This window comes from Variovorax sp. LARHSF232 (assembly GCF_052871435.1).
The window spans coordinates 65565-78244 of sequence record NZ_JBIXJS010000007.1; the positions used below are offsets into that span (position 1 = coordinate 65565).

General features: G+C 66.1%; 10 protein-coding genes. 4 read left to right on the forward strand and 6 right to left on the reverse strand.

Annotated elements, in window-relative coordinates; all coding sequences use genetic code 11:
• Positions 1-10: 10 nt before the first annotated feature.
• The 6 genes from ACIPRI_RS17960 to ACIPRI_RS17985 all read right to left on the reverse strand — a co-directional run bounded on the left by ACIPRI_RS17960 (position 11) and on the right by ACIPRI_RS17985 (position 8969).
• A complete protein-coding gene (locus ACIPRI_RS17960) occupies positions 11-1372 on the reverse strand; it encodes a hypothetical protein (protein WP_446622831.1) in 1362 nt (453 codons plus the stop codon).
• Positions 1369-2340: a hypothetical protein gene (locus tag ACIPRI_RS17965; protein ID WP_446622832.1), complete on the reverse strand. Its 972-nt coding sequence runs from the start codon at positions 2338-2340 to the stop codon at positions 1369-1371. The genes ACIPRI_RS17960 and ACIPRI_RS17965 overlap by 4 nt, the downstream gene beginning before the upstream one ends.
• A 61-nt stretch (positions 2341-2401) precedes the next feature.
• Positions 2402-3388, reverse strand: coding sequence for a GDP-L-fucose synthase (gene fcl, locus ACIPRI_RS17970; RefSeq protein ID WP_446622833.1), 987 nt, complete (start codon positions 3386-3388; stop codon positions 2402-2404).
• A 38-nt stretch (positions 3389-3426) separates the two neighbouring features.
• Complete coding sequence (locus tag ACIPRI_RS17975) at positions 3427-4872, reverse strand: mannose-1-phosphate guanylyltransferase/mannose-6-phosphate isomerase (RefSeq protein ID WP_446622834.1); 1446 nt, start codon at positions 4870-4872, stop codon at positions 3427-3429.
• Positions 4869-5489: a sugar transferase gene (locus ACIPRI_RS17980; RefSeq protein ID WP_446622835.1), complete on the reverse strand. Its 621-nt coding sequence runs from the start codon at positions 5487-5489 to the stop codon at positions 4869-4871. The genes ACIPRI_RS17975 and ACIPRI_RS17980 overlap by 4 nt, the downstream gene beginning before the upstream one ends.
• Positions 5490-6017: 528 nt before the next feature.
• Complete coding sequence (locus ACIPRI_RS17985) at positions 6018-8969, reverse strand: Rne/Rng family ribonuclease (RefSeq protein WP_446622836.1); 2952 nt, start codon at positions 8967-8969, stop codon at positions 6018-6020.
• A 570-nt stretch (positions 8970-9539) separates the two neighbouring features.
• On the opposite strand from ACIPRI_RS17985, the gene ACIPRI_RS17990 reads away from it, so the two are divergent.
• The 4 genes from ACIPRI_RS17990 to ACIPRI_RS18005 are packed head-to-tail and all read left to right on the forward strand — an operon-like array spanning position 9540 to position 12669.
• Positions 9540-10571: an RluA family pseudouridine synthase gene (locus ACIPRI_RS17990; RefSeq protein ID WP_446622837.1), complete on the forward strand. Its 1032-nt coding sequence runs from the start codon at positions 9540-9542 to the stop codon at positions 10569-10571.
• Positions 10568-11239 carry an HAD family hydrolase gene (locus tag ACIPRI_RS17995; RefSeq protein ID WP_446622838.1) on the forward strand — a complete coding sequence of 224 codons (672 nt, stop codon included), beginning with the start codon at positions 10568-10570 and terminating at the stop codon, positions 11237-11239. Before ACIPRI_RS17990 ends, ACIPRI_RS17995 begins: the two co-directional genes overlap by 4 nt.
• A 31-nt stretch (positions 11240-11270) precedes the next feature.
• The gene (locus ACIPRI_RS18000) at positions 11271-11639 is read left to right on the forward strand and encodes a Rieske (2Fe-2S) protein (RefSeq protein WP_446622839.1); all 369 of its coding nucleotides are present in this window, start codon (positions 11271-11273) and stop codon (positions 11637-11639) included.
• Positions 11640-11646: 7 nt separating this feature from the next.
• Positions 11647-12669, forward strand: coding sequence for a S49 family peptidase (locus ACIPRI_RS18005; RefSeq protein WP_446622840.1), 1023 nt, complete (start codon positions 11647-11649; stop codon positions 12667-12669).
• Positions 12670-12680 lie beyond the last annotated feature (11 nt).

Below are 12680 nucleotides of genomic sequence, written 5' to 3' on the forward strand. Positions count from 1 at the left end.
GCGCGAGACTTCAGCCAAACAGTCGCAGCCTCGGATAGCGCTGACTGAGCAAGCCCAGGGCCAGAAAGATGCCAAGCAAGCCATTTGCGCTGAGCTGGCCGATGGCCGGCCAGCTCACCAGGGCCAGCGCTATCGCGGCCCAGACCAGGCTCGGGAATACAGCCTGCGTCTTCAGCGAAAGCAGCAGAGCCCGAGCGAGGCCGCCAACGATGACGGCAAACTTGAGCAACACGAACAAGACACCCAGCAAACCGCCTTCGAGCAGCGTGCGCGCGGCCTCCGTCTCGCCGTACACGAAGATGGTGCGGCTGCTGAACTGTACGTATTGCGCCAGGTTGGAACCGATGCCGATGCCGGCCCCGAGCCAGTTCATCTTGTCGGCAAGGTCAGCCTCGCCCAGGAAGATGGACGTGATGCGTTCCAGCAGGTCTTCGTTCTGGGCAGCGACTTCGAAGCGCTCTTGCGTCGCCTCGATCGCGCCTTGGAAGACAAACGCCAGGATGGCCACCGTCAGCGCGACAAAAAAGGCCGCCAACAGGGCCCAGCCCTTGCGGCGCAGCGGCGCGAAGAGCAGGTTCCCGAGCAGGAAAAGCACCAGCATGGCACCGATGTAGATGACCGAGGCGCGCGCGCCGCTGACCAGGCTGCAGGTGACGAGGGCGCCAAACACGATCAGTGCCACAAGCATGTGCACCGGGTTGCGCTTGCGGGCCTCGAATGCGCCAAGCGCGAAGGGCGCACACAGGCCGACAAAGATCGTGAAACCGGAGGTGAAGCTGAACGTGCCGGTGGTTCGAACGACGCCGGCGATCACGACGAAGATGTCCGCCTCGTCGATGTCGAGCGACCGGTTCACGAAGGCGCCCGGCGGCGAAAAGTGCTGAAGCACGGCCAGCGGCGCCATCAGCACCAGCGTGGCCAGAAGAACGCGCAATGCAGTGACGTAGTCGCGCTCGCTCATGCCGACCGCGGCCGCCAGCGCGAACCACAGGTAAAGCAGCCAAAAGCGCAGCCCGATCGTCAGCACCGCGAAATTGCTCTCGCCCAATACCAGTTGGAGCAAGCCCCAGCCGATCACGCAGCAGGACCAGGCCAGCATCAGCAAGGCCAGCTGAGGATGGCGTGCGAAGTGCCCGTGCGTGAAGGCGCGCCCGACGGTGTATGCCGCGAGCAGGTCGCGCAGCAGGATCAGCGGCAAGGTGCTTGACTCGGCCACCCACTTGCGGATTGCGCCTTCGAAGATGACGATCAGCATGACCGAGATGAACAAGCGGCCGGTGACGGACAGCCGCACCTTGGCTGCGCTGGCCGCGGGGCGGGCGAGGGCAGCGGCGCCGGGCGCCATGGTGCGCGGTGGTGTGGAAGGATTCATGCTGATTCGGCCATCAGGGCCCTGAAGGCCTGGGCATGCGCTTGGACGCAATGCGGTTGGTACCAGGCGAGTGCGGCGGCACCCAGCGTCGCGGGATCCGCCGTTCCGTTCTCGAGCGCGTCAAGGCCGGCCGCGTAGTGCACGTTGGGCTGCAGGCCGTCGTGCGGCTGGTAGATGTCGGCCAGCAGCACGGTGCACACGCCATGGGCGCAATAGGCGGCGAACACGCCGCTCTTGGCCACGAGGTGCGGTGGATAGCACAGCAGGCCGAACCTGGCCTGCGCGAGGTACTCGCTGACCTGGTCCGCCGGCAGACTGCCATGCGCGCGGATGCGGCCGGATTCGCGCAGCCTGTCGTAGTCGGAAGTCTCGATCGGCGGGCCGATGTCATGAACGCTCAGGCCTTGCTCCAGGATCCAGCGCCAGAAGTCCGGGCCGAGACGGCGGTAGGTGTTCGAGCGAATCGCCGAGCCGCCGAAGATCACGACCTTGTCGGCGCGCGGGCCGGGCTGGGGCGATGGCTCCCCGACGTTCGAATAGACGGGCAGCACCCGATGCGGCGCCGGCGTGCAGTTCGTGCGCAGCCATTGCGCGGCCGAGTCGCAGTTGGTCAGCCAGTAGGTGGCGAGGTTGCCGAGGTCGGCCGCAATGCGCCGCTGCGTGGGGCCCAGCCAGAACGCAGAGCGCCAAGGAGGCTCCGTCGCGAACAGCTCATGGAAGAAGATGCCGATCCTGGATCCGCCTGCGCGCAGCTGGGCGAGCCGTTCGACCATCCAGCTGGGAATGCCGCGCGGGTGGTAGCCGTAGCCGCTGAAGTTCAGCACGATGTCGCCGCCGCCGTAGTCCGCCAGCGGCGTTTGCTCCGTGGGTGCCAGGAGGCGGCTCGGGATGTGCCGGCTCATGATCTCGGCGTAGTCGCGCACGCCTCCGGTGCCGGGGGGAATCAGGGTGACGAGCTCGGAAGGCATGGTTCGTGGCACAGGCACCGGGGCGCTCGCGCCCATGGGCGCGGCGCGGGGGTGGCGCGGCTCAGGCCGTGGCAACGGCTTCAGGTTCGCGCGCCTGTTGAGCCAGAAAGTCGACGTATGCACGCGCAAGGCCCTCGCGCAATGGGGTGCTCGCCTTCCAGCCGAGGCGGTTCAGCAGCGACACGTCAAGCAGCTTGCGTGGCGTGCCGTCGGGCTTGCTGGTGTCGTACTTGAGCCCGCCGCGGTAGCCGACGGCTTCGGCCACCAAGGTTGCAAGTTCTCCAATGGACAGGTCTTCGCCGGTGCCGACGTTGATGTGGCTTTCCATCGCCTGGGTGTTCTCCACATAGACCTGCTGGGGCAGGCCCATGGTGTGCAGGCAGGCTTCGGCCATGTCGTCGACATAGAGAAATTCGCGCTTGGCGCGGCCGGTTCCCCAGATCGTCACGAAGGGCGCATTCGACATCTTGGCTTCGTGGAAGCGCCGGATCATGGCGGGCACCACGTGGCTGTTTTCCGGGTGGTAGTTGTCGCCGGGACCGTAGAGATTGGTCGGCATGACGCTCCGGTAGTCGGTGCCGTACTGGCGGTTGTAGCTTTCGCACAGCTTGATGCCGGCAATCTTGGCGATCGCGTAGGGCTCGTTGGTAGGTTCCAGCTTGCCCATCAGCAGTGCAGTTTCGGTCATGGGCTGAGGCGCCAGCCGCGGATAGATGCAGCTGGATCCCAGGAAGAGCAGGCGCCGCACGCCGCTGCGCCAGGCTTCGTGGATCACGTTGTTCTGCACCATGAGATTGGAGTAGATGAACTCCGCCGGATAGGTGCTGTTGGCGTGGATGCCGCCGACGCGGGCCGCTGCCATGTAGACCTCGTCCGGCTGCTCCTTGGCAAAGAAGGCGCGCACCTGGCCCTGATCGGTGAGGTCCAGCTCGGCGTGGGTACGGGTGATGATCGACCGCGCACCCTGGCGTTGCAGGCAGCGAACGATCGCGCTACCCACCATTCCCTTGTGACCCGCGACGAAAATTCGTTTCTGTGTGCCGTTCATGGTGGATTGCTGCAAGGCCAGCTATCTGGGTGTTGGGTTCAGGCGATCAACCGCTGCGCTGCCGCCTGCGTTGAATCCGGCTCGCTGCCTTCCTCGAAGCGAACAACGTCGTCCTCGCCGAGATAGCCGCCGGTCTGTACCTCGATGATCTCGAGCACCGTCTTGCCCGGGTTGCCGAGCTGGTAGACGGTGCCCGGTGGGATATAGATGGATTCGTTCTCCCGCACCAGCGTCGCCGTCCCGTCGCACAGCACCTGCGCCGCACCCTTGACGACCACCCAATGCTCTGCCCGGTGGTGGTGCATGCGCAACGCCAGCTTGGCGCCTGGCTTGACCGTGAGGCGCTTGACGGCGAAGCGTTCGCCGTCATCGACACTGTCGTAGGCGCCCCAGGGCCGAGGGACCCGCCGATGGCGCGTCGCCTGGCTGCGTCCGCGCGTCGTCAGCAGGCTGACCGCGTCCTTGACCTGCTCCGCGTTGTCGCTGTGGGCTACCAGCAGCGCATCGGGCGTGTCGACGATGAGCAGGTCACGCGTTCCGAGTGCCACCACGGGCCGGGTGGGTGCGTGAATGAATGTGCGGGTCGCGTCGATGGCGAAGCCGTTTCCGCTGATGCGGTTGTGCTGCTCGTCGCAGGGATGCAGGGCCGCCACCGCGTTCCAGCTGCCGACGTCGCTCCAGACGCCTTCGAAGGGCACCACGGCCACCTGTTCCGACTTCTCCAGCACCGCGTAGTCGATGCTCTGGCTGCGGCAGGATTCGAAGGCGGCGCGGTCCATGCGGATGAAGTCGCCGTCGCGCGTCGGCCGTGCGGTGGCGCGCCTGCAGCTTTCCAGGATGTCTGGCGCGTGCTGCGCGAGCGCCGACAGCAGCACCTGCGCCTGGACCAGAAAGATGCCGGCATTCCAGAAGTGACCGCCGGCCAGGATCATCTGGGCGGCGCGATCGGCAGCAGGCTTTTCGAGAAAGGCGTCGACGCGGCGGGCACCCTGCTCACCGGCGCTTCCTTCGAGCGGGGCACCCTGACGGATGTAGCCGTAGCCTGCGCTCGGAAAGGTGGGCACCACGCCGAAGGTCACGATGTAGCCGGCCTGCGCCGCCGCCACGCCGCTGCGCACGGTGGCTGCCAGCTTGTCAGGGTCGGGAATGTGATGGTCGGCGGGCGCAAACAGCAGCAGTTGCCCGGGCTCGGCCAGCAAGGCGGCCGCGGCCATCGCTGCCGCCGTGTTGCGTGCGCTCGGTTCGAGCAACTGGGAACCGCCGACTCCCGCCGCCTGCGTGGTCTCCTGGACCAGAAAGCGATGTTCTTCGGCCGCCACGCACATCACATCGGTACTGAGCAGGCGCAGGCGCTCCAACGTCAGTTGTAGGAGGCTCTTGTCGCCGAGAAGTGGCGCGAACTGCTTGGGCAGCGTCTTGCGCGACAGCGGCCACAAGCGGGTACCACTGCCACCGCACAGAACGATGGGCAGGATCCGGCTCATCGCGAGCCATCCCCGGTGCAGACCACCACGACGGTCTTGAGCAGGATCTTGACGTCGAGCCACAGCGACCAGTTGTTCACGTAGTGGGCGTCGAGCTCGACCCGCCTGGCGTAGGGCAGGCGGTTGCGCCCGCTGACCTGCCAAAGGCCGGTGATGCCAGGGCGCATGGCACAGTAGTGCTCCCAGTCGCGTCCATACAGCGTGCGCTGGCGCTCCATGCAGGGACGCGGACCGACCAGGCTCATGTCGCCCTTGAGCACGTTCCAGAACTGGGGCAGTTCGTCCAGGCTGAGCTTGCGGATCCACTGGCCGGTCGAGGTGACGCGCGGGTCTTTTTCCAGCTTCTGGAAGGTGTCCCATTCGGTGCGCGCCATGTCGTTCTGGCTCAGGAACTGGTCCAGCACGGTGTCGGAGTCATGCACCATCGAACGGAACTTGTAGAAGCGGAAACGCCGGCCGCCTTCACCCAGGCGAACCTGGCCGAAATGAACGGGGCTGCCCATGCTGACGCGCACGCACAGGGCAACCAGGAGATAGAAGGGGCCGCACACCAGGAAGAACAGCAGCGCGCCCAGGATGTCCATCGCGCGCTTGGCAATGCGTTCCAGAAGACTCATCCGGCGCGGCAGGACCGTCGCGACGTAAGACGATGAACTTCCCCCTCCCCCGGGAGACAGTTGTCGGTCCAAATGACCGTGGGCGCTGGAATCAGGTCGAAACATGCAAATCCTCGAATCAGGTGCAGCAGCGAGCCAGGTTGACGGCGGGCGGGCAGTGTAACGCTTTAATACTATTCGCAAGAATTTGAACACATTCGACTGACATTGTCCTGTCCTCAAAAGAGGTACGCCATACGGCGAATGTGAGCTCGTGGCGTTGCGCGGAACCCGTCTTCTTTTTGATGCTGCGTTGCAGCAGAAGATTACTTGCGTGTAATACCTTAGTTTTTATCACGAGTAACACGACAACTGTGAAATTTGTGGTGTGTGTGCACCAACTACGAATCCTGTGGTAACCGGATGCGTCTCGCGTTTCATGTCGCGGGCGGGCATGCCGGCGCATGGGGCAATGAAAAAGGGCGACCAGGAAAAATCCTGGTCGCCCTCGTTCAGGGGATTGCCTGGCGGCAACTGCCGCCGGTTCAGTCAGCTCACGCGCGGGTTGCTTGCCGATGCGCCATCCTCGAAGGGGAGCACCACCTGGGCCAGGTCGCGCCGCGTTTCCACCAGGATCAGCGGACCGTCGTCCAGTTGAACGGCGGCCGGGCGTTCGCGCGGCACATGGACCGGCTTGGGTTCGGCCGCAATGGTGGCTTGCACCCGGGCCACGCGCTCCGCGTCCGAATTCACCCAGTGCAGGCCCGAGCCTTCGGCGATCTGCGCCAGATGCGCCAAGGGAAGCTCGAATGGCGTCACTTTCGGCATGACACGCGCCATTTCGGACGGCACCTCGATCGGCTGCGCCAGGGGCGCAGCACGCAGTTCCAGCGAAGGTGGCGACGCCGATTCAGATGCGGCACGCACGATCGGCATGGCGGGCTGCGCCGGCACGCTCTCTTCGACGGCGACGGGCGATTCCTGGCGGGCCTCGTCACTCTCGCGCGGCGCGCGTTCGCGCCGGTCGCGGCCATAGCGGTCGCGCGAACGCTGGCGGCGCTCCTCGTTGTCGCCGCGCACGGCCTCGGCAGCCTGGCCGGCTTCGGCATCCGGCCGGGGCTCGGCGTGTGCGGCATCCGCATTGGCCGACTCGGCCTCGACGCGGCGCTCACCGCGCTCGCTACGGTCACCGCGCTCGCGGCGCTCGCCACGGCCGCGCTGCGGCCGATCGCTGCTGGCCGCGGCCCCTTCGCCAAGCAGACGTTCCGGCGCGGCCATCTGGGCTTCGTTCAGTTCCTCTTGTGCACTGTCCACGGCGGGGATGGCGCGCGCCTCGTCGCGACGCTCACCACGGTCGCCGCGGCCACCGCGGCGCTCACCGTCGCGAGCCTCGCGGCCTTCGCGTGGTGCGCGGGCCTCGCGTGGCTCACGAGCTTCACGCGGCTCGCGCGGCTCACGTACCTCACGAGTGTCTCGGCTGGCCTGCTCGCGCACTGTCGAGTCGCCGCGCGACTCTGAGCGGCCGTCGCGGCGCTGTTCGCCGCCGCGTCCACTGCGGCGCTCGCCTTCGCGTGCGGTACGGCCTTCGCCATCACGGCCGCCGCGGCGCTCGCCATCGCGTCCACCACGGCGTTCACCGGCACGGGCTTCGCCGTCGCGGCCAGGGCGGCCATCACGGCGTGCGGGCTTGGCTTCTGCGGGTGCGGCCGCCTGTGCCGGTGTGGGCTTCGCGGCCGGCGCCGAGCCGCCGCCGAACAGGCCCTTGAGCCAGCTGATGAAGCGGCTCTCGGCCGGCGCGCGTGCAGCAGGAGTCGCTACCGGTGCGTGAGCCGCCGCGGGCGCGCGCGGCGCGGCCGGAGCACGTGCCGATTCCGGCTTGGGCATGGCGATCGGCGCTGGTGCGTCGGGCAGCACGCCCTTGATCACCGGCGTCTGCTTGTTGGTCGGCTCTTGCGAGCGGCGCGTGACCGACGTCGGATCTTCGATCTCGTCGGCCATCTTGTAGCTGGCTTCGATGTGGTCCAGGCGCGGATCGTCGTGCTTCAGGCGTTCGAGCTTGTAGTTGGGCGTTTCCAGCGTCTTGTTGGGCACCATCAGCACGGTGACGCGCTGCTTGAGCTCGATCTTGGCGATCTCGGGGCGCTTTTCGTTCAGCAGGAAGGAGGCCACTTCGACCGGCACTTGCACGTGCACGGCCGCCGTGTTGTCCTTCATCGACTCTTCCTGAATGATGCGCAGGATCTGCAGCGCGCTCGATTCGGTGTCGCGGATATGGCCCGAGCCACCGCAGCGCGGGCAGGGGATGGAAGCGCCTTCGCTCAGCGCGGGCTTCAGGCGCTGGCGGCTCATTTCCATCAGGCCGAACTTGCTGATCGAGCCGAACTGCACGCGGGCGCGGTCCTGGCGTAGCGCGTCGCGCAGGCGGCTCTCGACTTCGCGACGGTTCTTCGACTCGTCCATGTCGATGAAGTCGATGACGATCAGGCCGCCGAGGTCGCGCAGGCGCATCTGGCGGGCCACTTCGTCGGCGGCCTCCAGGTTGGTGCGGGTGGCGGTCTCTTCGATGTCGCCGCCCTTGATGGCGCGCGCCGAGTTCACGTCCACCGACACCAGCGCTTCGGTGTGGTCGATCACGATGGCGCCGCCCGAGGGCAACTGCACGGTGCGGGCGTAGGCCGACTCGATCTGGTGCTCGATCTGGAAGCGGCTGAACAGGGCTGCATCGTCGCGGTAGCGCTTCACACGGCCGGCATGCTCGGGCATGACGTGCGCCATGAACTGCTGGGCCTGCTCGTAGATGTCGTCGGTGTCGATCAGGATGTCGCCGATGTCGTGGTTGAAGTAATCACGAATGGCGCGGATGACGAGGCTGGATTCCTGGTAGATCAGGAAGGCGCCCTTGCCGCCCTTGGCCGCGCCGTCGATGGCGCCCCACAGCTTGAGCAGGTAGTTCAGGTCCCATTGCAGCTCGGGCGCGCTGCGGCCGATGCCGGCAGTGCGCGCGATGATGCTCATGCCCTTGGGGTACTCGAGCTGGTCCATCGCCTCTTTGAGCTCGGCCCGGTCGTCGCCCTCGATGCGGCGGCTGACGCCACCGCCGCGCGGGTTGTTGGGCATCAGCACGACATAGCGGCCAGCCAGCGAGATGAAGGTGGTGAGGGCCGCGCCCTTGTTGCCACGCTCCTCTTTTTCAACCTGGACGACCAGTTCCTGGCCTTCCCGGATGGCTTCGTTGATGCGCGCCGAGTTGGCCGACACGCCTTCCGCAAAGTACTGCCTGGAGATTTCCTTGAACGGCAGGAAGCCGTGGCGGTCTTCGCCGTAGTCGACGAAGCAGGCTTCCAGCGAAGGCTCGACGCGGGTGACGACGGCCTTGTAGATGTTGCCCTTGCGCTGTTCGCGCCCTTCGATTTCGATTTCATAGTCGAGGAGCTTTTGTCCATCGACGATGGCCAGGCGGCGTTCTTCGGCCTGCGTGGCATTGATCAGCATCCGCTTCATGATGCGTTGTCCTTGTTTCTATCGCTCTACATGCCCATGACGGGCCAACGATGCACGGACGACCGCTCGCGAAACGACGGGATTGCCGCTGGACTCCGATTGCGTGGCAGCTGGGGCGCGCGTGAACGTGCCGTCTGCCCGAGCGCTAGCTCGTCAGTCGGAGTGGGGGCGCGTGGATGGGGGCGAGCCCGATGTGATGCCGATGCGCCGTCTGTGGGACGGCTGGGAACGCAACGTTGGTGACGCGTTCCGCGGCAAATTCAATGGCCAGCGCAACCGGCTTTAGCCAGTGCAGGACCATTTGAATCAGCAACATCAGCACAAGAGTCTCGCTTCGATCCGCCGGCAGGTGTTTGGTCTGCCGGCTGGGAATTCCGTTTTCGTGTTTCGTGGGCGTCGGCTTGACTTGTGCAGTGTTTCTGCCACTTTGCGCTGGGGCGCGGGGTTTGCAGAAAGCGCTGCCAAAGCGGCATCGACCTCACAGCGCGGCTTCTCGGGTGCTCTAAACTTCTCGTCTAATCAAGCACTTACATGACCGCGCTGGTGAAAAACATTATAGGTGCGAAGCCGATGCCCCCGACATCGCAAGGCCGAGCCCCCGGTGAATCGGTCAAATTTCTGACGGTGGACGAGGAGTCTGCCGGCCAGCGGCTCGACAATTTCCTCTTTCGCCACCTCAAGGGCGTGCCCAAGACGCACGTCTATCGGATCATCCGTTCAGGCGAGGTGCGCGTGAACAAGGGCCGCGCCCAGGCCGAGACGCGGGTGGAAGATGGCGACGTGGTCCGGCTGCCGCCGATGCGTACGTCCGCGAGTTCGGCCCCGGACGTTGCGGCCAAGCCGGTCCCGGCGCGTGAATTCGCACTGCTGCATGAAGACGACGCCCTGATCGCCATCGACAAGCCGGCCGGCGTGGCGGTGCACGGCGGCAGCGGCGTGAGCTTCGGTGTGATCGAGCAGCTGCGCGCGGCCCGCCCGGCAGCCAAGTTCCTGGAACTGGTGCACCGGCTGGATCGGGAAACGTCCGGCATCTTGCTGGTGGCCAAGAAGCGCAGCGCCCTCACAAAGCTGCAGGATCAGTTCCGCGAACGCGAGACCGGCAAGACCTACCTGGCCCTGGTGCTGGGCGACTGGCCAGCCAACAAGAAGGTGCTCGACGCGCCGCTGGCCCGCTACCTGCTGCCGGGTGCCGATGGAGCGGCCGGGGAGGGCGAACGCCGGGTGCGGGTGGTGGCCAAGGATGATCCCGACGCCATGCGTGCCGTCACGCTGGTCAAGGTGCTGGCGCCTGTCGTGTTGCCGGGCGAAGCGCAGGCCATGACCTTGCTGGCGGTCACCATCAAGACCGGCCGTACCCACCAGATTCGCGTGCATCTGGCCTCGGCCGGCCATCCGATCGCCGGGGATGAAAAATACGGCGACTACACCCGCAACCGCCACTTGCAAAAGCTGGGGCTCAAGCGCATGTTCTTGCACGCGTGGCGGCTTCAGTTCAACCACCCGGCAGCGGGCGAGCGCATGGCGCTGCAGGCCGACCTGCCGCCGGACTTGGCCGACGTGCTGCCGCCAGCCGCCCGCGAACAGCTCTCCAAGATTCCATGACCGATTCCGCCACCTCCCGCCGCTTCGACCTGATCGCCTTCGACTGGGACGGCACGCTGTACGACTCCACGCGCCTCATCGTGCGCTGCATCCAGGCCGCCGTCGTTGATGTCGGTGGTGCCCGTCCCAGCGACCTCGATGCCGCCTGGGTCATCGGCCTGGGCCTGGGCGAGGCGCTGGCCCGCGCCGCGCCAGATGTGCCGCGGGAGAAGTATTCCGAGCTGGGCGCCCGTTACCGCCATCACTACATGCAGCACCACGATGACCTGGTGCTGTTCGAGGGCGTGCTGCCTTTGCTCGATGCCCTGCAGGGTCGCGGCCACAAGCTGGCCGTGGCCACCGGCAAATCGCGCGCCGGCCTCGATGCAGCGCTGGCCACCACCGCGCTGAATGGTCGCTTTCACGGCTCCCGAACGGCCGACGAGACCTTTGGCAAGCCGCATCCACGCATGCTGCTTGAACTGATGGAAGAGCAGGGCGTGGCGCCGGAGCGCACTTTGATGATCGGCGACACCACGCACGATCTCCAGTTGGCGCGCAACGCCGGTTGCGCCAGCGTGGCCGTGAGCTATGGGGCGCACCAGCCGGACACCTTCGAAGCGCTCAGCCCGCTGTTCGTGGCCCATTCGGTGGCCGGCCTGCAGACGTGGTTGCTGCAAAACGGTTGAAATTGCGGCGCGCAGCGCAAAGGCTTTTTCAATGACGGACGAACCCATTCCTCTTTGCAATTCGTCGGAGCTGGTCGAAGGCGGCCAGGCGGTCTCCTTCGACGTGGTGCACGCAGGCCAGAGCTGCCGCGCCTTCGCGGTCCGTTTCGAGGGCGTGGCGCATGCGTTTCTCAATCGCTGCAGTCACGTGGCGATGGAGCTGGACTACCAGCCGGACCGTTTTTTCGACGACACCGGCCAATGGCTGTTGTGCGCCACCCACGGGGCCGTCTATCGCCCTGATACCGGCGAATGCGCTGGCGGACCGTGCCGCGGCGGCCTGGTCAAGATTGCCCTGAGCGAACAGGGCGGCGTGGTGCGCTGGCATACTGACTGGAACCTGAAACCTCTGGTTTTCTGAGACCCTCATGACTGAACAATCCCGTACGGAACCCGAAGGTTTCGAACCCTTCCAACCGCCGCCTGGCACGGCACGCAGCGCCAGCGAGGCCTCTTCGCAAAAGAACTGGGAACGCGCCACGCTGGAGAAGCTGGCCTTTTCGGCGCTGCAGGAGCAGCGGGCCGCCCGGCGCTGGAAGACAGGCGTTCGCCTGGCCTGGCTTGCCTTCTTCGTCGCGCTGGCTTGGCTGGGCTTCTCGCGCGCGACGCCAACCGCGGTGAAGTCGAGCGCGCACACCGCCGTGGTCGAGGTCAAGGGCGAGATCGCCCAGGGGGCCGATGCCAGTGCCGAGTTCATCACCGCCGCCATGAAGGCTGCCTTCGAAGATGAAGGCGCCAAGGCGATCGTGCTCTTGATCAATTCGCCCGGCGGCAGTCCGGTGCAGGCAGGCATCGTGGCCGACGAGATCAAGCGCATGCGTGCCAAGTACAACAAGCCGGTGTACGCGGTGGTGGAGGAATCCTGCGCGTCGGCTGCCTACTACATCGCCGCGGCCGCCGACCAGATCTTCGTCGACAAGGCCAGCCTGGTGGGCAGCATCGGCGTGCTGATGGACGGCTTCGGCTTCACCGGCGTGATGGAAAAGGTCGGCGTCGAGCGCCGGCTGCTCACCTCCGGCGAAAACAAGGGCTTTCTCGATCCCTTCAGCCCCATCAGCGACGGGCAGCGCGCGCATGCGCAGCAGATGCTGGACCAGATCCACACCCAGTTCATCAACGTGGTGAAAGCCGGGCGCGGGGATCGCCTCAAGGTCCAGACCCCAGGCCTGTTCAGCGGCCTGTTCTGGACCGGCCAGCAGGCCGTCGACATCGGCCTGGCAGACCAGCTGGGCAGCGTCGACTTCGTGGCGCGCGAGGTGGTCAAGGCCGAGGAGCTGGTCGACTACACGCGCCACGAGAACGTGGCCGAGCGCCTGGCCAAACGCTTTGGCGCGGCCTTCGGCGATGCCGTGGTTCACGCCGCGGCGCGCGCCGTGCCCGCGGTGCGCTAAAGCGCAGCAGT